The organism is Pantoea sp. Mb-10 (assembly GCF_021272205.1).
GTDB lineage: Bacteria > Pseudomonadota > Gammaproteobacteria > Enterobacterales > Enterobacteriaceae > Pantoea.
Map to the genome: position 1 here is coordinate 192004 of NZ_JAJSDX010000001.1, position 23694 is coordinate 215697.

Below are 23694 nucleotides of genomic sequence, written 5' to 3' on the forward strand. Positions count from 1 at the left end.
TGTAAAGCCAGAGAAATGAAGAGAATTGCGCGCAGTTTGCCATTCACTTTTTTAAAGTCAATGTGCCGAAATTTATCGCCGCACATTTTGCTGCAGAACAATTTAATTTATTAATCTTCAGCAGCTTAGAAAGCTTAATAACAGTCTTAGGTAAGAAGATAACATCATGAATTTATAGCTTTTCACGCCGCAATAGCAGGAAGCTATCGATAACGTTTATTTGTGATAAATTTCGCCGCGTGGAACCCTAAAAAAAGCCCGGCGTGGCCGGGCTTTTTGCTGACGCAGGGATTAGCCAATGTATTCGAGGCCACCCATATACGGGCGCAGCACATCCGGCACCGTAATGCGTCCGTCGGCCTGCTGGTAGTTTTCCAGCACCGCCACCAACGTCCGTCCTACCGCTAAGCCTGAACCGTTCAGCGTGTGCACAAGGCGCGGCTTTTTGTCGGTTTTACTACGGCAGCGCGCTTGCATACGGCGCGCCTGGAAATCCCCCATGTTGGAGCACGAAGAGATCTCCCGATACGTGTCTTGCGCGGGCAGCCACACTTCCAGATCGTAGGTTTTTGCCGCACCAAAGCCCATGTCGCCGGTGCACAGCAGCACTTTACGATACGGCAAATTCAGCAGTTGCAGCACTTTCTCGGCGTGCCCTACCAATTCTTCCAACGCATCCATTGAGTGCTCTGGGGCAACAATATGCACCATCTCGACTTTATCGAACTGGTGCATGCGGATCAGGCCGCGCGTGTCGCGTCCATACGATCCGGCTTCAGAACGGAAACAGGGCGTATGGGCGGTGAGTTTCATCGGGAGATTTTCCTCTTCCACAATCTCATCGCGTACCAGATTGGTCAGCGGCACTTCTGCCGTCGGGATCAGCGCATAATTACTGCTGCCCGCCTCTTCGCCCAGCGGTTTCGTATGGAACAGATCCTCGCCAAACTTGGGCAGCTGGCCGGTGCCGAACAGCGTCTCTTGATTCACCAGGTAAGGCACGTAGGTTTCAACATAGCCGTGCTGCTGCGTGTGCAGATCCAGCATAAACTGGCTCAGCGCACGGTGCAGTCGCGCAATCTGTCCCTGCATTACAATGAAGCGCGAACCGGTCAGTTTTACCGCGGCCGCAAAATCCAGCCCTTTCGCGGCTTCACCGAGTTCAACGTGATCTTTAACCGGGAAATCAAACTGACGCGGCTGGCCCCAGCGGCTAATTTCCAGGTTTTCGCTGTCATCTTTGCCAAGCGGTACTTCATCCACCGGCAGGTTGGGTAACGCCAGCGCGAAATCACGGATTTCACTTTGCAGGGTATCCAGCTCTGCTTTTGCCGCATCCAGGCGTTCACCTAACGCGTTCACTTCCAGACGCAGCGGCTCGATATCTTCCCCACGGGCTTTAGCCTGACCGATGGATTTGGATCGGGCGTTGCGCTCGGCCTGCAGGTTTTCCGTTTCTACCTGCAGCACTTTGCGGCGCTCTTCGAGCGTGCGCAGCGTTTCCACATCCAGTTTAAATCCCCGGCGTGCCAGTTTTTCTGCGACTGCGTCTGGCTCGTTACGCAGCAGATTGGGATCGAGCATGCTTATCCTGTGTAATAAAAAGTTGATTAATAAGGGCGGGATGCACGCCGCCTGGCGCGCATGAACGTCTCACTAACCTTACCGTAAGCGGTTTATCAGCGGTAGCGTTTTATCGGGCTATTTTGATCCTGTTCAGCGAGCCAGGCGAGTTTTTCGCCAATTTTCGCTTCTAAGCCGCGAGTGGTAGGTTGGTAGTAGCGTGTTTGTGCCATTTCAGGCGGAAAGAACACCTCACCCGCCGCGTACGCGTTGGGTTCGTCATGCGCATAGCGATACTCCTTGCCCAGTCCCATCTCTTTCATGAGCTTGGTGGGTGCATTGCGTAAGTGCTCCGGCACATCGTAATCCGGCGACTCACGCGCATCGCGCATTGCGGCCTTGAAGGCAGTATAAACAGCGTTACTTTTAGGGGCACAGGCTAGATAAACAATGGCTTGGGCAATAGCACGCTCGCCTTCCGCAGGACCGACGCGCGTAAAACAATCCCATGCGGCAATTGCGACTTGCATAGCGCGCGGGTCAGCGTTGCCCACATCCTCTGATGCAATGGCCAGCAAGCGGCGCGCCACGTAGAGCGGATCGCCGCCCGCTGTAATAATACGTGCATACCAGTAAAGTGCCGCATCAGGCGCCGAACCGCGCACGGATTTATGCAGCGCGGAGATGAGGTCATAGAAACGGTCGCCTTTATTGTCAAAGCGCGCGGCGCGCTCACCGGAGACCTCATTCAGCAGCTGGGGCGTCAGCTCGCGCTGCCCTTGCGCATTGCGCTCTGCCATATCCGCCATCATTTCTAACGTATTCAGCGCGCGCCGAGCATCGCCATTCACTAATTCTGCAATGGTGCGCCGTGTGTCATCGGGTAACACAATATCGCTACCGCCGTAACCGCGCGCCTCATCCTGCATCGCCTGATTCAGCACCTGCTCAATATCGTCTGCGGTCAAGGATTTGAGCAGATACACGCGCGCCCGTGACAGCAGTGCCGAGTTGAGTTCGAAGGAGGGATTTTCCGTGGTGGCACCGATAAAGGTAATCGTGCCATCCTCGATATGCGGCAAAAACGCATCCTGCTGACTTTTGTTAAAACGGTGCACTTCGTCCACAAAAAGAATGGTGCGGCGACCTACCTGACGGCTTTGACGCGCACGCTCAATGGCTTCGCGGATCTCTTTGATACCTGACGTCACCGCAGAAATACGCTCAACGTCAGCCTGACCATAGTGTGCGATAAGTTCCGCTAACGTGGTTTTCCCGGTCCCTGGTGGCCCCCACAGAATCATTGAGTGCAGCTGCCCGGCCTCAATCGCACGCGGCAGCGGTTTGCCAGGGGCAAGTAAATGCTGCTGACCAATGTATTGTTGCAGGGTCACTGGCCGCATACGCGCGGCCAGTGGCTTGAACTCATTTGACGGGGCGAAATCCAGGGACAGGTTACTCACCGTTACCTCACTGACGTTGGTCGTCCACCGTCACGCCTTTAGGCGGGGTGAACGTGAACTTATCTGGGCTAATCGCCCCATTCTTCTGGCTTTTCAACTGATAATCGCTGCGCTGGCCATCCTGCTCAACCGCGCTGAATTTATTGATGGTACCCGCAGACGTCACGTTAATGGTGAACTGTTTCAGGTTGCCATCACTGCTCTTTGGCGTCAGTTCAAAATTGTCACCCTGCTGTTTAATGTTGTATTGCTGCCAGTCGCTTGGCTGGTTACGCGCAATGAGCATAAACGGCGTATTGCTGGTGGCGTTTTGCAGCAGGCTGACGCTGGCCTGTTCGACAAACGGGTTATAGAACCACAGGTTTTTGCCATCAGAGACGATCACGCTTTCATCCGGCGCGGTCATGTGCCAGTTAAACAGGCTGGGGCGTTTAACCCAAAGCTCGCCTTCACCGTCTTGCACATTGGCTCCACTTCCATCGGTGACTTTTTGACTAAAGCTGGCGTGGAAGCTGTTGACCTTGTTCAGACGCTGCTGTAAATCGCTTGAAGCATCAGCCAGGACGGAGGCGGAAACAAAGCTGGCCAGCAGGCCGCAGGCAATAACGTGTAATTTCATCTGATATGATTCCTTTTTCATCTTTCCCGATAAACCTACCGCATTAAACGTAGCTGCCTTGAGGGGGGTCCGACAGAGGAAAATGCCGAAACCAACCAAAAATATGGGGATAAACCTACAGATAAACAACGGGCCAGCGTTAACTGGCCCGAAATTAAGCGCATCGTATGAGCAAATTACATTTCGTGCGGCGGCGGGGAAAGCACTTCACGGTTACCGTTATGGCCCGGCTCTGAAACAATACCCTGCGCCTCCATCTGTTCGATGATGCGCGCGGCACGGTTGTAGCCAATACGGAACTGACGTTGTACCCCGGAAATGGAGGCGCGCCGTTTTTCTACCACGAACGCCACGGCCTGGTCGAACAGCGGATCGAGCTCCTCGTCGCCATCCAGCCCGCCTGATGCACCTTCGCTTTCCTCACCCGCCGTAATGCTGTCGATGTACTGCGGACGGCCGCGCGCTTTCCAGTCCTGCACCACCGCATGCACTTCTTGATCGCGCACAAAGGCGCCGTGAACACGGACAGGCATTGAGGAGTTAGGCGGCATGTAAAGCATGTCGCCCATGCCCAGCAGCGACTCGGCACCGCCCTGATCCAGGATAGTACGCGAGTCAATTTTGCTGGACACCGTAAAGGCAATACGCGTAGGAATGTTCGCTTTGATCAATCCTGTGATCACATCAACGGAAGGACGCTGCGTGGCCAGCACTAAATGAATACCCGCGGCGCGCGCTTTTTGCGCCAGGCGCGCAATAAGCTCTTCCACTTTTTTGCCCACGGCCATCATCAAGTCAGCAAACTCATCGACGAGGACCACAATGTAAGGCAGTTTTTCCAGCACTGGCGGCGTGGTATCCATGCTATCGCCGGGCTTCCAGAAAGGATCGGGAATAGGCCGACCCATTGCCGCAGCCTGCTCGATTTTCTCGTTATAACCGGCAAGGTTACGCACACCCAACGCCGACATCAGCTTATAGCGTCGCTCCATCTCCACCACACTCCAGCGCAGCGCATTGGCCGCGTCTTTCATGTCGGTAACGACTTCGGTCAGCAGATGAGGGATACCTTCGTAAACCGAGAGCTCAAGCATTTTCGGGTCGATCATAATAAAGCGCACTTCTTCCGGCGTGGCTTTATACAGCATGCTGATGATCATGGTGTTTACGCCCACCGATTTACCTGAACCGGTAGTACCGGCCACCAGCAAATGGGGCATTTTGGCTAAATCGGCCACCACTGGCTGACCCGCGATATCCTTCCCTAACACCACGGAGAGCGGCGACGGGTTTTCACGGAAGCGAGGGCAATCCAGCACTTCACGCAGATACACGGTTTGCCGGCGTTTGTTCGGCAACTCCAGGCCAACGTAAGGTTTGCCGGGAATCACTTCCACGACGCGCACCGCAACGGCGGACAAAGAACGGGCCAAGTCACGCGACAGATTCGATATGCGGGCGGCTTTTACACCGGGTGCTAAATCCAGTTCAAAGCGCGTAATGACCGGACCGGGCGAGATACCAACCACTTCGGCTTTGACACGGTAATCCGCCAGTCTTGCTTCAACCAGACGCGCCGTTTGTTCCAGTGCAAACATATCCACCGGCTCTTCTTCCGCAGGCGGTGCGGTGAGCAGCTCCAGCGTCGGCAACGGCGTTGTCGGCTTTTCTAACGGCTGTTCATGACGCACCAGGAACGGATGGAACAGGCTGTCTTGCGCAGCAGGAGGCGGCGTTGCCGCTTCGCGCGGCGCCGTATAACTCTCCGGCTCCGGCGACGACCACGGACTGCTCTCCGGCGCCAGCGACGGCAGCGGTTCCGCTGGCGGGGCAGTGACAGGCTGCTGCACAGCAGGTTGCTGCGTCATGGTAGGTTGCTGCGGTTCAGCAGGTTGCTGCCACATCGGTTCAATGTCGGTTTCTGGCGTGGCTGCAATCGTAAAGATCGGCTCGTTCGGCGTATCATCAACCAGATCTTTCATCGGCGAGAAATCAAAAGCCGCCGAGGTATCCAGCGTGAACGCAGGCGTTTCAGCAGGCGTTGGCTGCTCGTAACGCTGCTGCTGGGTAGCAGCAAACTGCTGTGCCAGCTGCGCTTGATGCAGCGCCTCTGCCTCGTCTTCATCAGGCTGATGCTGCGGATCGTCGCCGTAACGCGCCTGCTGCTGTGCCGCAAACGCTTGACGCAACTCCGCTTCTTGCAGGGCCGCTTCGTCATCACGATCGGGCTGCGAAGGCAACGATGTATGATGGCTTTCCGGCTGAAGCTGCTCAGAGTCGCTGCGCATCTTTTCTTCTGCCAGGCGTTGCGATGGCAGCTTAATACCATACGACGCCAGTTCGCGGCGTGTCGGCAGTTTCACTTTGTTCGGCCGCGGCAGCTCTGGCCCAATGCCCTGCTTAACCTGCGGATTGTAGTCACGCTCTGGCACCGCATCGAAAGTGGGTGTCATTGGCGCGCCTGCTTTCGCCGCCCCGATACCGGCACCGAATGCAGCGGCTGCCTGCGTCGCCTCTATCGCCGGTGAAGGCTGCGTCGCGCTCTGCCAATTCCCCATCTGCGGGCCGTCATCGTCAGTGGCCGGCGTGAAGGCAGAAGAGACAGGCGTCTCCGGCACCTCAAAGCGATAAAGCGGCGGCGCAGACGCTGCAGCTGGCTCTGTCTGGAGCGGAGGTGGAGGTGGCGACACAGCGTGTGTTGGGGCCGGAGTGACCGCGTGGTTAAGCGGTGCCGCGGGCGTGTTCGGCGTGGAATGTTGCGCTGGCACAGACTGCGCCCCGGACGCAGGGTTGGCATGAACCGCATTGAGCGAGGCCGAATCCGGCATTTCCGTTTGCCGCGCCGCCGCGCTGGAGGCCGCTATTGCGGCTGCGGTTGCAGCGCTCGCTTTGGCCAGCAAAGGATCGTGTTCAGGCTGAGCAGCAGCAGGTTCGTCAACACGACGCGGTTTTGCCAACAACACGTCGTCTTCATCCGCGTACGCTGCACGCAAGGTGGGTGCGTCCGCGTGTTCTTCATCCAGATGCGCATCGTGCTCGTCATATTCGTCTTCGTGCCATGGCTCATCGTGACGCGACCGGTTACTGGCAAACGTCAGGACGCCCATCACCACGCTGCCAATCTTCTCGGCAATCGTAAGCCATGACCAGCCGGTATAAAGCGTGATGCCAGCGGCCCAGACGCACAGTAGCGTCAAGGTGCCGCCCGGGGAACTAAACCAAGGCGTCATGGCATTACTCACCAAACTGCCAATCACGCCCCCCGAGGCGAAATACCAAATATCGTCAACGTTAAGCGCTGCGAGACCACAGGTAGTTACCACCAGCGCCAATACGCCAATCAAGCGTAAGCCTACGGCAAAGTAGTCGATGTAATCCTGGCGATCGCGCTGGCGGAAGGTCGTCCAGCACAGCCCAACAATCACGGGTGGAATGGCATAGGCCATCACGCCAAAAATGAATAACAGGGTATCAGCCAGCCACGCGCCGACGCTGCCACCCAAATTATGGATAGGCTCATGCCAGGCGGTTTGCGACCAGCTTGGATCGGAAGGATTGAAGCTCACCAGCGACACCATCAGGTAGATGGCAAACAACGCGACAAGAATGAGCAAGGCTTCAAGCAGACGACGTCCACTGCTCATTGGTTGTAACGAAACATCTTTATCTTCTGTGTATTCCTGGCTCAAGAGTACTCTCCAGGTGCCTGTAAATTAAGAAGGCAACAGCGTCGGGCAAGCCCGACGCTGGTCCTGTATGAATTCACAGGAGTGTACCGAAATCTGGCAAGCTTTGCACCTGCCCTGCATCAACGGGTTTTGATCACCAGACGATTACTCTGTTTGACCTCTTCCATCACCACATAAGTCCGGGTGTCATTTACACCGGGTAGGCGCAGCAAGGTCTCGCCCAGCAGTTTGCGGTAGGCGGACATATCAGGAACGCGGGTTTTCAGCAGGTAGTCAAAATCACCGGAAACGAGGTGACACTCTTGAGTTTCCTCAAGTTTTTGCACAGCGGCGTTAAATTGCTCAAACACATCAGGCGCGCCACGATTCAGAGTAATCTCAACAAAGACCAGCAGTGAGGCATCCAGGTAATGCGGGTTAAGCTGCGCGGTGTAACCAAGAATAAAACCCTGTCGTTCCAGACGGCGTACGCGTTCGAGACACGGCGTAGGTGATAAGCCAACGCGCTTAGAGAGCTCTACGTTTGAAATACGTCCATCTTTTTGCAATTCATTCAGAATATTTCTATCGATCCTGTCCAGATCTTTTCCGGGGCGCTTCTTATTGTCTACCATTATTATTGTCTCTCTTCATTCCTTCCCTTTACCTGCCATACCCTGAAAACGCTCATTGTTCAGGGCCTTACTGATTCGAAGTCTGTAAGCCTGTGCAGAAACGCGACCATCCGTATGACGCATGTTGTCTGTCCACATCATGCGTCATTACCAATGTCAGGCTGAGTTTATCTGGCGAAAAAACGCGAAACAGAATGGAAAACTCTGCTCCTCATCGCTAAATCTTCTCTGCTTCTCACACTGTTTTCGCAAAAGCGCAGGCGATTGTCAAAGTAAAACATCCGTTTTCAGTACAAGATGCCAGACACTCTCCTGCGTTGCTGATTTTTAATGAGAATTTTTACAGGGCTGCACCACAAATTGCCGAGCTTTGCACCCTTTTAGCGCAAGTGCCGTGCAAATTTCCGGCACATCGACTACGCCGTTTGCAGTGATTGTTAACAAAAATGCTGAAACCTTTTTTTGACGTGCTAATTTCCCTACAATCAAAAACTATGTTGTCAAAATATTGAGGAACGCATGAGTACAGCCAAACACAGCAAGCTGCTCATTCTGGGCTCCGGCCCTGCTGGCTACACCGCTGCCGTTTATGCAGCCCGCGCTAACCTGAATCCTGTTTTAGTGACTGGATTGGAAAAAGGCGGTCAACTTACCACCACGACCGAGGTCGAAAACTGGCCTGGCGACCCACACGACTTAACGGGCCCTGCGCTGATGGAGCGTATGCAGGCGCATGCTGAGAAGTTCAACACTGAAATTATCTTTGACCACATTCATACCGTCGATTTGCAGAATCGCCCTTTCCGCCTCACCGGTGATAGCGGGGAATACACCGCGGACGCGTTGATCATTGCGACCGGCGCCTCCGCGCGTTATCTGGGCCTGCCCTCGGAAGAGGCGTTTAAAGGTAAAGGCGTCTCTGCGTGTGCCACCTGTGATGGTTTCTTCTACCGCAACCAAAAAGTGGCGGTGATCGGTGGCGGTAACACCGCCGTTGAAGAGGCACTCTACTTAGCGAATATCGCCTCGGAAGTGCATTTAATTCACCGTCGCGATAGCTTCCGGGCGGAGAAAATCCTCATTGACCGGCTGATGGATAAAGTGCGTAACGGCAACATTGTGTTGCACACCGATCGCACCCTTGACGAAGTGGTGGGTGATCAAATGGGCGTAACCGGCGTTAAGCTGCGTGCGACACAGGGCGATGCAACTGAGACGCTGGAGGTTGCGGGTCTGTTTGTCGCCATCGGCCACAGTCCTAACACCGCCATTTTCGAAGGGCAGTTGGCGCTGGAAAACGGCTATATCAAAGTGCAATCGGGCTTACACGGCAATGCCACACAAACCAGCGTGCCTGGCGTGTTTGCTGCCGGTGACGTGATGGATCATATTTACCGCCAGGCCATCACATCAGCAGGCACCGGATGCATGGCCGCGCTGGATGCCGAACGTTATCTTGATGGCTTGGTTAAAAATACTCAGTAAGTTGTTAATAAGCTGATCATATCTACTGAAGGGCGACCCATTTTGGTCGCCTTTTTTATTGCCGCCGTGCTAAAGTTTGAGCGCCTGTTATACCCGGACTCTTTGTCTGGATTTCGCCTCTTTCACAGTGATAATACGGCTCAGCATGAACACATCCCGGCAACACGATCTTCTTCGCTGGCTGCGTCAACAGCGCCACTATGGCGCGCGCAGTTTGCGCCTTGCCTCCCTGTATGGCTGCCTTGGCGCACTGGTCATCATTGCCCAAGCGGCGCTGCTGGCTTCGCTGCTGCAAAATCTCATTGTCCTGCACACGCCACGGGCAGCACTCGTCGCCGACTTTCTCCTGCTTTTGCTGTGCTTTATTCTGCGTGCAGGCTTGAATTATGCCCGTGAAATCGCCGGATACCATGCAGGTGAAGCCATTCGCCGCGGACTGCGACAGCAGGTGTTAGACCGCCTTGAGGCCGCAGGCCCCGCATGGATTCAGGGTAAACCCGCCGGTAGCTGGTCCACGCTGCTGCTGGAGCACATCGAAGAGATGCAGCTCTATTACGCGCGCTATGTGCCACAAATGTCGCTGGCGGTGTGTATTCCTGCCGCTATTTTACTGGCGGTGTTTGCTGTTAATTGGGCAGCAGGCCTGATTCTGCTGGTCTCCGCCCCGCTTATCCCTTTGTTTATGGCCCTTGTGGGTAGGGGCGCGGCCGACGCCAACCGGCGCCATTTCTATGCGCTGGCGCGGCTCAGCGGCGATTTTTACGATCGTCTGCGCGGACGAGAAACGCTGCGGCTGTTTCATCGTGCGGCTGCCGAGCGGCAGGCGATTGCGCAGAGCACGGCGGATTTTCGTCAGCGCACCATGGACGTATTACGCCTGGCCTTTCTTTCCTCCGCCGTGCTGGAATTTTTCGCCTCGCTGGCCATCGCAGTGGTCGCGGTTTACTTTGGGTTCTCCTATTTGGGCGAGCTCAACGTTGGCCATTACGGCACTGGCGTAACGCTGTTTGCGGGCTTTCTCGCCTTGATTTTGGCCCCCGAATTCTTTCAGCCATTACGCGATCTTGGCACGTTCTATCATGCCAAAGCGCAGGCTGTGGGCGGCGCTGACGCGCTGGAAGCCTTCTTGTCCGAGGCGCCAGCACCTGCTGCTACGCAAAGCCCTTCACTTCCCTTTCCCACAGCACCTTACACGCTTGAAGCGCGCAATTTAATTATCCTCACTGCGCGCGGCGAGCCGCTTTCCCAACCCATGCAGTTTATCCTTACGCCGGGCAAGCGTGTCGCATTAATTGGGCAAAGCGGTGCTGGGAAAACGGCATTGATCAATGTGCTGCTCGGCTTTCTTCCCTATGCGGGATCGCTGCGCGTTAACGGGCAGGAACTGCGCGATCTGCCGCGCGCGCAGTGGCAGCAGCAGCTGGCATGGGTGGGTCAGCACCCTTGCCTTCCCGCCAATAGCGTAAAAGACAATCTGTTTATTGGGCAAGATGAGCAACCCGATGTGCTTGCTGACGTGCTTGAACGCGCTGGCGTGCAAGAGTTTATTCCGCGTCTTCCGCAAGGTTTGGACACGCAATTAGGCGATGGTGGAACAGGACTTTCTATTGGACAAGCTCAGCGCGTCGCCGTGGCGCGGGCACTGCTCAAACCGGCGCATTTGCTGCTGCTGGATGAACCCGCTTCCGGTCTTGATAGCCTCAGTGAAAAGCGGGTCATGGACGCGTTGCGCGACGCCGCAAGGCGCCAGACCACACTCATGATTACGCACCAGCTCATTGACCTGGAGAGCTGGGATGAAGTCTGGGTCATGCAATCGGGTCAACTGGTGCAACAGGGCCCCTGGCAGACATTGATTGAACAAGAAGGTGCTGCGCGTGACCTTGTTCAGCGGAGTGCTGAGGAGTCCAGAGGATGATCACGCTATTCTCTTTTCTGCGTTTATTCCGCCGTCACCCCTGGCGGCTGGCACTGGGGATTATTCTGGCCATCGCGACGTTGCTTGCCAGCGTAGGCTTACTTGCCCTTTCCGGCTGGTTCCTCGCCGCCTCATCACTGGCCGGTGCAGCAGGACTTTACAGCTTTAACTATATGTTGCCTGCTGCGGGCGTGCGTGGGGCAGCGATTGTGCGCACCGCTGCACGATATTTTGAGCGCCTTGTGAGTCACGACGCCACCTTTCGTGTATTACAACATCTCCGCGTATACACCTTTGCCAAAGTGACGGCCTTAGCGCCAGAGCAGCTGGCCCGTTTTCGCCAGGGGGATCTGCTTAACCGTTTTGTCACCGACGTCGATACGCTCGATCACCTTTATTTACGGGTCCTGTCGCCGCTGATTGGCGCGGCGGTCGTGATCGTTGTCGTCACCCTTGGGCTTGCGTTCATTGATGCCTCTCTGGCTTTATTGCTCGGGGGCATCATGCTCGCCACGCTGCTGTCCATGCCCGCTGTTTTCGGGTATTTCGGGGCTTCTACAGGCGAGCGTATCGCCCATCATCAGGCCCGCTGGCGACTCCAGCTTACGCGCTGGATCACCGGTTTAGCAGAGTTACAGCTCTTTGGTGCAGCCGCTGCGTGGCGCCATGCGCTGAATGAAGAGGAAAACGCCTGGCAGCACGCGCAACGTAAACAGTTTCGGTTACAGGCGATGGCTAACAGTCTGCTGCTGGTGATTACCGGTTCCACCGTTACGCTGCTCTTGTGGTTATCCGCAGGCAGCGTAGGCGCCAGCAGTATGCCCGGCGCACTCATCGCCCTGTTCGTGTTTTGCGCCCTGGCCGCGTTTGAAGCGCTGGCACCGGTTGCCGGGGCGTTTTTACCGCTGACGCAGGTGGCGCGCGCCGCAGAACGCGTAAATGCGCTGATTTCTCAAACGCCCGCAATCATGTTTCCTACGACGATGCCTGATTCAGCACCGGGCCTGAGCGTGACGCTGGATAACGTTGTTTTCCACTACCCGCAGCGTCCAGAGGCGGTACTGGCTGATTTTTCATTGCAGCTGCAAGCGGGAGAGCATGTGGCGCTGCTTGGCCCCACGGGCTGTGGTAAGTCAACGGTGTTGAGCCTGCTCACGCGCGGCCATGAAGCACAGCAGGGAACCCTTGCCCTGAATGGCATAGCGATAAATCGCTGGGACGAGGCGAGCTTGCGTCAGCGCATCAGCGTGGTTCCCCAGCGGGTGCACCTGTTTAATCAATCGCTGCGCGATAATCTTCTGCTTGCGCGTCCTGACGCCAGCGATGCAGAGTGCCTTGCCGCGTTGCACCAGGTTGAGCTCGGTCACTTAGCTGACGCGCAGGACGGATTGGATGCATGGATGGGAGAAGGCGGTCGCCCGCTTTCTGGCGGTGAATTGCGGCGTTTGGGCATTGCACGGGCAATTTTGCACGACGGTGACTTATGGCTGCTGGATGAACCAACCGAAGGGCTGGATGCCACCACGGAGCAACACATTTTAACACTATTAAATCGCGTCAGCGGCGGTAAAACCGCCATCATGGTCACGCATCGGCTTAGCGGCCTGAGCGCGATGGATCGCATTTGTGTCATGGACAGGGGCCAAATTGTTGAGTCAGGAACGCATCACGAATTAATCTCAAAAGCAGGACGCTACTGGCGTTTCTGCCAGCGCTTTAGGCTATAGTCTTAGCGAACAGCCAAGAGTAGAAAATGCAATGAGACTGGTACAGCTTTCACGCGATTCGCTAAATTTTCCGCCGCCCGAAATGGCGCTGCGCGAGCCCAACGGATTGCTGGCAATGGGCGGTGATCTCTCTCCGGCTCGCCTTATGAACGCCTACCAGCGCGGCATTTTTCCGTGGTTTTCGCCCGGCGACCCTATTCTGTGGTGGTCACCGGATCCGCGCGCTGTTTTGCTGCCTGAGACGTTTCATCTTAGCCGCAGCATGGCCCGATTCCACCGCCGTTCGCCCTACCGCGTCACGATGAACCACGCCTTTTCTCACGTGGTGGACGGGTGCGCTGAGGGCAGGCAGGAAGGCACCTGGATCACCTTCGAAGTCAAACGCGCCTGGCTGCGTTTGTATGAATTGGGCCATGCACACTCCATCGAAGTGTGGCGAGACAACTGCCTGGTGGGTGGCATGTACGGACTCGCGTTGGGGCAAATTTTTTGCGGCGAATCCATGTTTAGTCGTCAAGAGAATGCGTCTAAAACGGCGCTGTGGGTATTCACGCAGCATTTCATCGCGCATCAGGGAAAGCTAATTGATTGCCAAGTCTTAAATCCCCACACGGCGTCGCTGGGTGCCCAGGAAATTCCGCGCGAAGCCTATCTGCACCATGTGGAAACGCTGGCTGGTCAGCAAGCTCTTGCCGGGTGCTGGCAAACACAAACCCTTTTTTAACCGGCTCCGCAGATGTTTTGCACACAATTCCCGACAAAAGTGATACAATAGCCGAGTTTGGTATGTCGTCCGCGCTTCGCTGTGGCGAGCCGGAATTGCCAGGCTGGGAATCACACGCCGTTCCTGGAACTGCTTCAAGTGCGCACCTGTTGCAGATTCTTAGCCCGCTAATCCTCCGCAGACGTCAATAAACACCCCTATTTTATCCGTACTGCACGCGCATAGGCGCGACGCACGGCGAAGCGTTGGCAAAAACAGTCAACGTTTCTTTACATAAATCATGGAATTCGGCATTATCTTGCCGGTTCAACAGTTTGGTAGTTCACCCAGAGGATTCGATGGCCAAAGAAGACAATATTGAAATGCAAGGTACCGTACTGGATACGTTACCTAACACCATGTTCCGCGTAGAGCTTGAAAACGGGCACGTGGTTACCGCTCATATCTCCGGTAAAATGCGCAAAAACTACATCCGCATCCTGACGGGCGACAAAGTGACTGTCGAGTTGACCCCGTACGACCTGAGCAAAGGCCGCATTGTCTTCCGTAGTCGCTAACTAGCGTTAACTCGCGCCCGCGCTTATAGCAAACCGGGCAAAAAAAAGGCCGGATAATCTATCCGGCCTTTTTCATATCCATCCACGGTGATCAGTGGACAGTGCCTTCCGTTTTACGTTTTTCCGCGCTCAGGAAGTGGTAAGTAAGCTGGTTCTTCTCTTTATCCAGCGCCACGGAGACAGAGCCACCGTCAACCAGTGAACCAAACAGCAGTTCGTTAGCCAGCGGCTTTTTCAGGTTCTCCTGGACTGCACGTGCCATCGGACGCGCGCCCATCGCTTTGTCGTAGCCTTTGTCAGCCAGCCAGTCGCGCGCTTCATCGCTGACTTCCAGCGACACGCCTTTCGCATCCAGCTGCGCTTGTAACTCGACGATGAACTTGTCTACCACCTGATGAATCACTTCCGTAGACAGATGACGGAACCAGATAATGTTGTCGAGACGGTTACGGAACTCTGGAGTAAAGATCTTCTTGATCTCTTCCATAGCGTCCGTGCTGTTGTCCTGTTGAATCAGGCCAATGGATTTACGCTCGGTTTCACGTACGCCCGCGTTGGTGGTCATAACCAGCACCACATTGCGGAAGTCCGCTTTACGCCCGTTATTGTCGGTAAGCATCCCATTATCCATGACCTGCAGCAGCAGATTGAACACGTCTGGATGCGCTTTTTCAATTTCATCCAGCAGCACGACCGCATGCGGATGCTTGATCACGGCATCGGTGAGCAGACCGCCTTGGTCAAAACCAACGTATCCCGGAGGCGCACCGATCAAGCGACTGACAGTATGCCGCTCCATGTACTCCGACATATCAAAGCGCAGCAGCTCAATGCCTAACGCTTTCGCCAGCTGCACGGTTACTTCCGTTTTACCCACGCCCGTTGGGCCGGCAAACAGGAATGATCCCACCGGTTTGCGATCCTGGCCGAGGCCAGCACGACTCATTTTAATCGCTTCCGTCAGCGCTTCAATGGCGTTATCCTGGCCAAACACCAGCATTTTCAGACGATCGCCCAGGTTCTTCAGCGTATCGCGATCGGTAGCCGAAACGCTCTGTTCCGGAATACGTGCGATACGTGCCACGACCGACTCAATATCCGACACGTTGACGGTTTTCTTGCGCTTACTCACCGGCACCAGACGCGCCCGCGCCCCCGCCTCATCAATCACGTCAATCGCCTTATCAGGCAGATGGCGATCGTTGATGTACTTCACTGCCAGCTCTACCGCTGCGCGCACCGCTTTGGCGGTATAACGCACATCGTGATGCGCCTCGTACTTCGGCTTAAGGCCGTTCAGGATTTGCACCGTCTCTTCAACCGATGGCTCGGTAATATCGATTTTCTGGAAGCGACGGGCCAGCGCCCGATCCTTTTCAAAGATGTTGCTGAATTCCTGATAGGTGGTTGACCCCATCACGCGGATTTTCCCGCTGGAGAGCAGCGGCTTAATCAGATTCGCCGCATCAACCTGCCCACCCGATGCCGCACCGGCACCAATAATGGTATGAATCTCATCAATGAACAGAATACTGTTGTTATCCTGCTCCAGCTGTTTCAGCAGTGCTTTGAAACGCTTTTCAAAGTCGCCGCGGTATTTGGTACCCGCCAGCAGCGAACCGATATCCAGTGAGTAGATGGTGCACTCTTTCATCACTTCCGGCACATCGCCCTGCACAATACGCCACGCCAGACCTTCGGCAATGGCCGTTTTACCGACGCCCGATTCGCCCACCAGCAGCGGGTTGTTCTTGCGGCGGCGGCACAGCACCTGAATCGCACGTTCCAGCTCTTTATCGCGGCCGATCAGCGGATCGATACCGCCGACGCGAGCAAGCTGATTAAGATTGGTGGTGAAGTTTTCCATACGTTCCTCCCCGCCTGCTTGCTCTTCGTTAACGGGATTTTCCGCGCCGCTTTGCGGCTGGCCCGGCTCATCTTTACGGGTACCGTGGGAAATGAAGTTCACCACATCAAGACGGCTGACTTCGTGTTTACGCAGCAGATAAGCAGCCTGCGACTCCTGCTCGCTGAAGATAGCGACCAGCACGTTAGCACCAGACACTTCGCTGCGGCCGGAGGACTGGACGTGGAATACCGCGCGCTGCAGCACACGCTGGAAGCTGAGCGTGGGTTGCGTGTCGCGCTCCTCTTCACTGGCTGGCAGCACCGGTGTGGTTTGTTCGATGAAGGCTTCGAGTTCCTGACGCAGAGCCACAATATCCACCGTACAGGCTTCCAATGCCTCTCTGGCCGACGGATTGCTGAGCAGCGCCAGCAACAGGTGTTCGACGGTCATAAACTCGTGACGGTGCTCGCGCGCTCTGGCGAAAGCCATGTTTAAACTGAGTTCCAGTTCTTGATTGAGCATTTGGCACCTCCCCCAATTATCGCTCTGACGCTCTCTCTCCTATATGGAGACAGACTCAGGCTTTTTCCAGCGTACACAGCAACGGATGTTGATTCTCTCGTGCGTAGTGATTCACCTGCGCGGCTTTGGTTTCCGCCACCTCTGCGGTGAATACACCACATATCGCCTTTCCATGGTAGTGAACTTTAAGCATCAGCTGCGTTGCGCGTTCAACATCATAAGAAAAGAACTTTTGCAGAACGTCAATAACAAATTCCATAGGTGTATAATCGTCATTATTCAGGATGACTTTATACATAGAAGGCGGTTTTAACCCTTCGCGTACTTTGTCTTCGGCTAAATTGTCGAAATTAAGCCAGTCGTTTGTGTTTGCCATAATGTTCCGTCGAAACTCTGCTTTACGGTAGCGCACTCAGTGTGCTCTACCCTCAAGTTTAACACGCCTGTCAAGCGGCTTTTTCCGTGCCAACCGCTGGCCCTAAAAGCGCATGCGCGACCTGTATCACAAAATTCGCAATAGCGTTAACTGCCTCAAATTTTGATGAATTTCTCCCCTGCACACAGGGCCGTTCGCTTGACGATAAGAACCGTTTCTCTACATTCTACCTGCACAAGCTGATTGAGTTTTATACAAACTCGCTCACAGCTTCAATGACCTCACCTACTTTTCAAAATGTCTTGCGAGGGAAGTAAAAGCATGGAGACGGGTACTGTTAAATGGTTCAATAACGCCAAGGGTTTCGGTTTTATCTGTCCGATTGGCGGCGGCGACGATATCTTCGCACACTACTCCACCATTCAGATGGAGGGTTACAGGACGCTGAAGGCGGGTCAGCAGGTGCAATTTGACGTTCATGAAGGGCCGAAAGGCAACCATGCCAGCTTGATCGTGCCGGTTGAACTGGCACAGCACGCTTAATCGACCACGCCCTCTACGCATTCTGAACACTCGCGAAAAAAAATGCCAGCCGCAGATGCTGGCATTTTTTTTGCCTGGTGCGGAGCGCATTTCCCGCGCCTGTGCGGCTTACCGCACCGGCTGCCTGAAAACGGAACCCACATATGGGCATAACGCCTACCCTGCTTGCCGTCTGCACGGGACGGTACTCGCGCTTGGCATAGCGCTGCGGTGAACCGCCATAATATGCCTGAGTGTCCTCATCACGTTTAACGGCAGGTGCGTTGGCGCATCGGTGGCGTCGAGATCGCACCTGGCCGCTATCGTGCACGGATTTATCATGAGCGTACCGGCCCCGATCCCGATCGCGCTGTGCTCCGCCTGACAGCGCATTTTTTCACGGCTGCGCTCGCGCACCATCGTCTACGCTTTGACACGGTACTCTTTTGCCATCGGGGGAGATGGCTAACATCAGACAGGAGCGAACGATGAAACAGACTGTGGCGGCACTGCTGGCCAAAACGCTTGAAAGTGCGGGCGTAAAGCGGATTTGGGGCGTCACCGGCGACTCCCTCAACGGACTGAGCGACAGCCTGAATCGCATGGGCACCATTGAATGGATGCCCACGCGACATGAAGAAGTGGCGGCCTTCGCCGCAGGGGCTGAAGCGCAAATCAGCGGTGAGCTGGCGGTATGCGCCGGTTCGTGCGGTCCCGGCAACCTCCATCTGATTAACGGCTTGTTTGACTGCCACCGTAATGGCGTCCCGGTTCTGGCCATTGCCGCGCATATTCCCTCCAGCGAAATTGGCAGCGGCTATTTTCAGGAGACGCATCCGCAGGAGCTGTTCCGTGAATGCAGCCACTATTGCGAGCTGGTGTCGAACCCGGAACAGCTGCCACAGGTGTTAGGCATCGCCATGCGTAAAGCGATTTTGAATCGCGGCGTGTCGGTGATTGTGCTGCCGGGCGACATCGCACTCAAACCCGCGCCGGAAAGTGCCAAAAGCGCATGGTATCCGCCGCAACAACCGCATGTCGTGCCGAATGCCAGCGAAATTGCCCGGCTGGCCGAAACGCTAAACAGTGCGAAAAACATTACGCTGATGTGCGGTAGCGGCTGTGCGGGCGCCCATGCTGAGGTGGTGAAGCTGGCTGAAACACTTAAGGCGCCTGTGGTGCACGCGCTGCGTGGTAAGGAACACATTGAGTATGACAACCCTTACGACGTGGGAATGACAGGGCTGATTGGCTTCTCTTCTGGCTACCAGGCCATGATGAACGCCGATACGCTGGTGCTGCTCGGGACCCAGTTTCCCTATCGCGCCTTTTACCCCGCCGACGCCACCCTGATTCAAATTGACATCAATCCAGCCAGCCTTGGCGCGCACAGTCACGTGGACATGGCGCTGGTGGGCGATATCAAAGCCACCCTGCAAGCGCTGCTGCCGCAGCTTAATACACACGAGGATAGCCACCACCTTGATAGCGCCCTCAAGCACTATCAGTCGGCGCGTCAGGATCTGGACGCGCTGGCCACTGCCAATGATAAGCAGGCGATCCACCCCCAATATCTGGCGCAGCAGGTGAGTCACTACGCGGCGGAAGACGCGATCTTCACCTGCGACGTCGGCACGCCCACGGTATGGGCGGCGCGCTACCTCAAAATGAACGGTAAACGCCGCCTGCTGGGCTCGTTCAACCACGGTTCCATGGCCAATGCGATGCCGCAGGCGCTGGGCGCGCAATCGCTCGATCGAAACCGTCAGGTGGTGGCGCTCTGCGGCGACGGCGGCTTCAGCATGCTGATGGGGGATTTTATTTCACTGGCGCAGCTTAAGCTGCCGGTCAAGCTGGTGATTTTCAATAACAGCGTGCTGGGATTCGTGGCGATGGAGATGAAAGCGGGCGGCTACCTCACCGATGGCACCGATCTCAACAATCCTGACTTCGCCGCCATCGCCACCGCCTGCGGCATTAAAGGCATTCGCGTGGAAAAAGCCTCGTCGCTGAATGCCGCGTTGGAAGAGGCGTTTGCGCACGACGGGCCGGTGCTGCTGGACGTCATTACCGCAAAAGAGGAGCTCTCCATGCCGCCGCAGATCAAGGCAGAGCAGGCAAAGGGCTTCAGCCTCTATATGCTGCGCGCCATCATGAACGGGCGCGGCGATGAAATCGTTGAACTGGCGAAAACCAACTGGCTCAGGTAAAACGGTTAACCCCACTGTATTGATAACAAGGCGGGCGCTAAGCCCGCTTTTTTTATTTCAGGAGAGCGCCGTGATCGATTTACGCAGTGATACCGTAACCCGCCCCAGTGCCGCCATGCTCGATGCGATGATGACCGCCGAAACGGGCGATGATGTCTATCGCGATGACCCTACCGTTCAGGCGCTGGAAGCCGAAGCAGCGCGCTTAAGCGGTAAAGCCGCCGCCCTGTTCTTCCCAACCGGCACCCAGGCAAACCTGGTGGCCTTGCTCAGCCACTGCCAGCGCGGCGACGAATATATCGTGGGTCAGCAGGCGCACAATTATAAATACGAGGCCGGCGGCGCCGCCGTGCTGGGCAGTATTCAGCCGCAGCCGATTACGCATGCCGAGGATGGCTCTCTGCCGTTGCACGATATTATCGCGGCCATCAAGCCCGATGATATCCACTTCGCCCGCACCCGTTTGCTGAGCCTGGAGAACACGCACCACGGCAAGGTGCTGCCGCTGAGCTACCTTGAACAGGCATGGCAGCTCACCCGCACGCACAATCTGGCATTGCACATAGACGGCGCGCGTATTTTCAATGCGGTGGTGGCACAAAAAATCGCCCTTATCGATATCACTCGCTACTGTGACACCCTCACTATCTGCCTGTCGAAAGGGCTCGGCACGCCGGTGGGTTCACTGCTGTGCGGGGATAGCGCCTACATCGACACCGCGCGCCGCTGGCGCAAAATGACCGGCGGTGGCATGCGCCAGGCCGGGATTCTGGCTGCGGCAGGTTTGTATGCGCTGCAGCACAATGTTGCCCGCTTGCAGGAGGATCACGATAACGCCGCCTGGCTTGGCGAGCAGCTGAGCGCGGCGGGCATTGCGGTGATGAATCAGCACACCAATATGCTGTTCGTGAAGGTGCCGGATGCGCAGGTCAGCGCGTTAAAAGCCTGGATGGCCGAGGGCGGCTTTGCCCTGAGCGTGGGGCTGGTGACGCGCATTGTCACCCATTTGGACGTGAATCGCGCCGATTTAGCGCAGTTTGTTGCCCACTGGCAGGCCTTTCTGCGGCAGCGCTAACGCAGTGAGGCGCTACTGCGCCGCACCGTATTTCGCCACCAATGCGCGGGCTATCGCCAGCGTTTCTGCGTCGGCGATGCCCCGATAATCGCGCGCACGGAAATGCATCTGAAACGCCGCGATTAGCCTGCGCTGCATTGCGGGCGTGGTGGCTGCCGCCGCGTCGTATCCATAGCGCGCCAGCATGTCCAGCAGCTCACCTTGGTCCACAGGCGCACTGGCCGCGCGACCGTGCAGATACGCCTGCACCGTACGGGCGTCGGGCCACGCCCCCAACCCGCGCGCCGCCAGCTGCGACCAGGGAAACCCGGGGCCCGGGTCCTGTTTGCGCTGTGGCGCAATATCGCTATGGCCAACGATATTTTCTGGCGCGATACCGTATCGCTGGCGGATATCCAGCAGCAGCGCCTCCAGCACCCGAATCTGGGCGTCAGTAAACGGTTCCCAGCGAAGCCCGGTAAGCGTGCGGCGATAGCCGCGATTCACAATTTCAATGCCGATCGAGGTATCGTTGATGCGCGTCGCCCCACGCCAGAAGCTGGGGCCGGCATGCCACGCCAGCTGGCTTTCAGGCACCAATTGCCAAATCACCCCTTCTCCTCGCCGCTGTACCGGCTGCTGCGGGATCACGTAGTGGGCGCTGACCTCACGATCGGTCAGCGTCGCCAGCGACGCGGGCAGGTCTTCCGCCGTGTAGTGAATCACCACCACTTTTACGCGCGGGCGTGCCCCCTGTGCCGGATGCGCCGTATCCACCCAGTAACCCGGGCGCGGCTCAAGGGTGCTCTGACAGGCGCTCAGTAGCAGCGCCAGTATCACAACCGCTGCGGCGCGCATCAGCGCACAATCACTGCGGTTCCGGTCACGCTTACCATCAGCATACTGCTGTCTTTGCCCACGGTTTCGTAGTCAATGTCGATGCCCACGACCGCATTGGCACCCAACGCCTTTGCCTGCGCTTCTAACTCTTCAAACGCAATTTGGCGCGCCTTACGCAGCTCTTTTTCATAAGCGCCAGAGCGGCCGCCCACGATATCGCGAATCCCGGCAAAAAAATCGCGGAAAATATTGGCCCCGAGAATGGCTTCGCCGGTGACAACACCGCAATACGCTTCGATGGGATGGCCTTCCAGCGTTGGGGTGGTAGAAAATTTCATTGTCTTCTCCTGATCTGAATGCGTGAGCAACAGCGCTTACCGCCAAAAAGCGCGACTATACTCTATGCTAAAAATGGCGCTTTGCCAGTGAACAATAAGGAAATCGAGATGAAAAACAACACCTTTGCGCTGCTTGTTCCCGCCGCATTACTGCTCAGCGCCTGCACCACCGTCGAGCCGGTGTTTAAAGATAATGGCCCGCGCAGCGCAGCCTGTGTGGAGGGCGGCCCCGATAGCGTCGCGCAGCAATTTTACGACCTGCGCATCCAACAGCCTACGCAGGGCCTGCCGGATAGCGCCACCTTAGCCAAGTATCGCCCTTATCTCAGCGATCATCTGTATCAAACCCTGCTTCGTGCCAGCAGCGAGCGCAAGAAGCCCGCTGATTGGCAGCAGGGCGACCTCTTCTCCAGCCTGGCGCAGGGGCCGGATGCCGCCGATGTCAGCAGCGCCTCACGCATCCCGAATCGCGACGCGCGCAATATTCCGCTGCGCGTCACGCTGAGCCGCGGTGATACCCGCTGGCAGGACGAAGTATTGATGATTCACCAAGGCAGCTGCTGGGCAGTGGACGATGTGCGTTACATGGGAAGCTGGCCGCACGCCGGTGGCGGATCGCTGAGTCAACTGCTGGAAACCAAACAGTAATCGCTGGATTTGTCGCCATCCCGATTCTTGTATTAGCGCGCCGCATGTTTGCGGTGGCGGCGCGCGGCGTTTTTCGGGCGGCTTGAGACGTCCTTACCCCTTGTAAGCGCTGAAGCACGCGATTTTGTGCTGCGCTTTCGGGGTTTAACTGCCCTTAAATAAATTTTAACCCACTTCAATTGCATAACTATTCTGGTGACGTTAAGATTTGCGGCACTAATTGCTATTCATTTTTTGCGCATGAGTATTCAACTAAACGCTATTAACTGCTTTTACGGTGCCTATCAGGCGCTGTTTGATATCAATCTTGCCTGCCCGCAAGGTGAAACGCTGGTGCTGCTTGGCCCTAGCGGCGCCGGCAAAAGCTCACTCCTGCGCGTGCTAAATCTGCTGGAGATGCCGCGCGCCGGCACGCTGCAGATTGCCGGTAATGAATTTGACTTTGCCCAGGCACCGTCTGAAAGCGCCATCCGCGAACTGCGTCAAAATGTGGGCATGGTGTTTCAACAGTATCATCTGTGGCCCCACCTGACCGTGGTGCAAAACCTGATGGAAGCGCCGTGCCGCGTGCTGGGCTTAAGCAAGGCCGCCGCACGGGCACGGGCCGATGCCCTGCTGGAGCGCCTGCGCCTGACATCCTTCGCCGACCGCTTTCCGCTGCATCTGTCGGGCGGCCAGCAGCAGCGCGTCGCGATCGCACGTGCGCTGATGATGGAGCCGCAAGTGCTGCTGTTCGATGAGCCCACCGCTGCGCTCGATCCAGAAATCACCGCCCAGATCGTCAGTATTATCCGCGAGCTCGCGCAAACCCACATTACGCAGGTCATTGTGACACACGAAGTGGAGGTGGCGCGTAAAACGGCCAGCCGCGTGGTGTATATGGAAAACGGCCGCATCGTTGAACAGGGCGATGCCAGCCACTTTAGCCAGCCGCAAACCGAGGCGTTTGCGCACTATCTTTCGCACTGAATCAGGA

Annotated in this window: 19 protein-coding genes; 10 read left to right on the forward strand and 9 right to left on the reverse strand. The window is 56.3% G+C overall.

The window, feature by feature from the left end; all coding sequences use genetic code 11:
• Positions 1-291: 291 nt before the first annotated feature.
• The 5 genes from serS to lrp all read right to left on the reverse strand — a co-directional run bounded on the left by serS (position 292) and on the right by lrp (position 7948).
• The gene (gene serS, locus LU196_RS00920) at positions 292-1584 is read right to left on the reverse strand and encodes a serine--tRNA ligase (protein WP_232757862.1); all 1293 of its coding nucleotides are present in this window, start codon (positions 1582-1584) and stop codon (positions 292-294) included.
• A 95-nt stretch (positions 1585-1679) separates the two neighbouring features.
• A complete protein-coding gene (locus LU196_RS00925; RefSeq protein WP_232757863.1) occupies positions 1680-3026 on the reverse strand; it encodes a replication-associated recombination protein A in 1347 nt (448 codons plus the stop codon).
• Positions 3027-3033: 7 nt separating this feature from the next.
• The gene (lolA, locus tag LU196_RS00930) at positions 3034-3645 is read right to left on the reverse strand and encodes an outer membrane lipoprotein chaperone LolA (protein WP_232757864.1); all 612 of its coding nucleotides are present in this window, start codon (positions 3643-3645) and stop codon (positions 3034-3036) included.
• A 176-nt stretch (positions 3646-3821) separates the two neighbouring features.
• Positions 3822-7334, reverse strand: coding sequence for a DNA translocase FtsK 4TM domain-containing protein (locus LU196_RS00935; protein ID WP_232757865.1), 3513 nt, complete (start codon positions 7332-7334; stop codon positions 3822-3824).
• Positions 7335-7453: 119 nt separating this feature from the next.
• Positions 7454-7948, reverse strand: coding sequence for a leucine-responsive transcriptional regulator Lrp (gene lrp / locus LU196_RS00940; RefSeq protein ID WP_006118610.1), 495 nt, complete (start codon positions 7946-7948; stop codon positions 7454-7456).
• Between the two features lie 519 nt (positions 7949-8467).
• Between lrp and trxB the strand changes: the two genes are divergently transcribed.
• The 5 genes from trxB (at position 8468) to infA (ending at position 14359) form a co-directional block, all read left to right on the forward strand.
• Positions 8468-9433, forward strand: coding sequence for a thioredoxin-disulfide reductase (trxB, locus tag LU196_RS00945; RefSeq protein WP_232757866.1), 966 nt, complete (start codon positions 8468-8470; stop codon positions 9431-9433).
• Positions 9434-9578: 145 nt separating this feature from the next.
• On the forward strand, positions 9579-11351 hold the full coding sequence (cydD, locus tag LU196_RS00950) for a heme ABC transporter permease/ATP-binding protein CydD (RefSeq protein WP_232757867.1): 1773 nt from the start codon (positions 9579-9581) through the stop codon (positions 11349-11351).
• On the forward strand, positions 11348-13078 hold the full coding sequence (cydC, locus tag LU196_RS00955) for a heme ABC transporter ATP-binding protein/permease CydC (protein ID WP_232757868.1): 1731 nt from the start codon (positions 11348-11350) through the stop codon (positions 13076-13078). Before cydD ends, cydC begins: the two co-directional genes overlap by 4 nt.
• Before the next feature lie 31 nt (positions 13079-13109).
• Positions 13110-13802 (forward strand): leucyl/phenylalanyl-tRNA--protein transferase, encoded by a 693-nt coding sequence (aat, locus tag LU196_RS00960; protein WP_232757869.1) that lies wholly within the window; start codon positions 13110-13112, stop codon positions 13800-13802.
• Between the two features lie 338 nt (positions 13803-14140).
• Entirely contained in the window at positions 14141-14359 is a 219-nt protein-coding gene (gene infA / locus LU196_RS00965) for a translation initiation factor IF-1 (protein ID WP_002211347.1), read from the forward strand.
• 91 nt (positions 14360-14450) lie between these two features.
• Here infA and clpA read toward each other — a convergent pair whose 3' ends face one another.
• Entirely contained in the window at positions 14451-16730 is a 2280-nt protein-coding gene (clpA, locus tag LU196_RS00970) for an ATP-dependent Clp protease ATP-binding subunit ClpA (protein ID WP_232757870.1), read from the reverse strand.
• Positions 16731-16785: 55 nt separating this feature from the next.
• Positions 16786-17106, reverse strand: a complete 321-nt coding sequence (gene clpS, locus LU196_RS00975; RefSeq protein ID WP_232757871.1) for an ATP-dependent Clp protease adapter ClpS — start codon at positions 17104-17106, stop codon at positions 16786-16788.
• A gap of 321 nt (positions 17107-17427) precedes the next feature.
• Here clpS and cspD point away from each other — a divergent pair, with 321 nt between their 5' ends.
• The 3 genes from cspD (at position 17428) to ltaE (ending at position 20913) form a co-directional block, all read left to right on the forward strand.
• Complete coding sequence (cspD, locus tag LU196_RS00980; RefSeq protein ID WP_232757872.1) at positions 17428-17649, forward strand: cold shock-like protein CspD; 222 nt, start codon at positions 17428-17430, stop codon at positions 17647-17649.
• A gap of 467 nt (positions 17650-18116) precedes the next feature.
• The gene (gene poxB, locus LU196_RS00985; RefSeq protein WP_232757873.1) at positions 18117-19838 is read left to right on the forward strand and encodes a ubiquinone-dependent pyruvate dehydrogenase; all 1722 of its coding nucleotides are present in this window, start codon (positions 18117-18119) and stop codon (positions 19836-19838) included.
• A gap of 70 nt (positions 19839-19908) precedes the next feature.
• On the forward strand, positions 19909-20913 hold the full coding sequence (gene ltaE, locus LU196_RS00990; RefSeq protein WP_232757874.1) for a low-specificity L-threonine aldolase: 1005 nt from the start codon (positions 19909-19911) through the stop codon (positions 20911-20913).
• Positions 20914-20925: 12 nt separating this feature from the next.
• Here the strand turns inward: ltaE and LU196_RS00995 are convergent, their stop codons facing one another.
• Together LU196_RS00995 and LU196_RS01000 are read right to left on the reverse strand one after the other, a co-directional pair.
• Positions 20926-21750 carry an N-acetylmuramoyl-L-alanine amidase gene (locus LU196_RS00995; protein ID WP_232757875.1) on the reverse strand — a complete coding sequence of 275 codons (825 nt, stop codon included), beginning with the start codon at positions 21748-21750 and terminating at the stop codon, positions 20926-20928.
• A complete protein-coding gene (locus LU196_RS01000) occupies positions 21750-22070 on the reverse strand; it encodes a heavy metal-binding domain-containing protein (RefSeq protein WP_232757876.1) in 321 nt (106 codons plus the stop codon). The genes LU196_RS00995 and LU196_RS01000 overlap by 1 nt, the downstream gene beginning before the upstream one ends.
• Before the next feature lie 108 nt (positions 22071-22178).
• Here LU196_RS01000 and LU196_RS01005 point away from each other — a divergent pair, with 108 nt between their 5' ends.
• Positions 22179-22718, forward strand: a complete 540-nt coding sequence (locus tag LU196_RS01005; protein WP_232757877.1) for a lipoprotein — start codon at positions 22179-22181, stop codon at positions 22716-22718.
• 240 nt (positions 22719-22958) lie between these two features.
• On the forward strand, positions 22959-23687 hold the full coding sequence (gene artP, locus LU196_RS01010; protein ID WP_255697695.1) for an arginine ABC transporter ATP-binding protein ArtP: 729 nt from the start codon (positions 22959-22961) through the stop codon (positions 23685-23687).
• The last annotated feature ends 7 nt before the right edge of the window (positions 23688-23694 follow it).

What these genes read in the sequence shown, in the direction of transcription:
- serS (WP_232757862.1), bottom strand. Translation starts at nt 1,584, where the DNA reads ATGCTCGATCCCAATCTGCTGCGTAACGAGCCAGACGCAGTCGCAGAA.
- lolA (WP_232757864.1), bottom strand. Translation starts at nt 3,645, where the DNA reads ATGAAATTACACGTTATTGCCTGCGGCCTGCTGGCCAGCTTTGTTTCC.
- lrp (WP_006118610.1), bottom strand. Translation starts at nt 7,948, where the DNA reads ATGGTAGACAATAAGAAGCGCCCCGGAAAAGATCTGGACAGGATCGAT.
- trxB (WP_232757866.1), top strand. Translation starts at nt 8,468, where the DNA reads ATGAGTACAGCCAAACACAGCAAGCTGCTCATTCTGGGCTCCGGCCCT.
- cydD (WP_232757867.1), top strand. Translation starts at nt 9,579, where the DNA reads ATGAACACATCCCGGCAACACGATCTTCTTCGCTGGCTGCGTCAACAG.
- cydC (WP_232757868.1), top strand. Translation starts at nt 11,348, where the DNA reads ATGATCACGCTATTCTCTTTTCTGCGTTTATTCCGCCGTCACCCCTGG.
- aat (WP_232757869.1), top strand. Translation starts at nt 13,110, where the DNA reads ATGAGACTGGTACAGCTTTCACGCGATTCGCTAAATTTTCCGCCGCCC.
- infA (WP_002211347.1), top strand. Translation starts at nt 14,141, where the DNA reads ATGGCCAAAGAAGACAATATTGAAATGCAAGGTACCGTACTGGATACG.
- clpA (WP_232757870.1), bottom strand. Translation starts at nt 16,730, where the DNA reads ATGCTCAATCAAGAACTGGAACTCAGTTTAAACATGGCTTTCGCCAGA.
- clpS (WP_232757871.1), bottom strand. Translation starts at nt 17,106, where the DNA reads ATGGCAAACACAAACGACTGGCTTAATTTCGACAATTTAGCCGAAGAC.
- cspD (WP_232757872.1), top strand. Translation starts at nt 17,428, where the DNA reads ATGGAGACGGGTACTGTTAAATGGTTCAATAACGCCAAGGGTTTCGGT.
- poxB (WP_232757873.1), top strand. Translation starts at nt 18,117, where the DNA reads ATGAAACAGACTGTGGCGGCACTGCTGGCCAAAACGCTTGAAAGTGCG.
- LU196_RS00995 (WP_232757875.1), bottom strand. Translation starts at nt 21,750, where the DNA reads ATGCGCGCCGCAGCGGTTGTGATACTGGCGCTGCTACTGAGCGCCTGT.
- LU196_RS01000 (WP_232757876.1), bottom strand. Translation starts at nt 22,070, where the DNA reads ATGAAATTTTCTACCACCCCAACGCTGGAAGGCCATCCCATCGAAGCG.
- LU196_RS01005 (WP_232757877.1), top strand. Translation starts at nt 22,179, where the DNA reads ATGAAAAACAACACCTTTGCGCTGCTTGTTCCCGCCGCATTACTGCTC.
- artP (WP_255697695.1), top strand. Translation starts at nt 22,959, where the DNA reads ATGAGTATTCAACTAAACGCTATTAACTGCTTTTACGGTGCCTATCAG.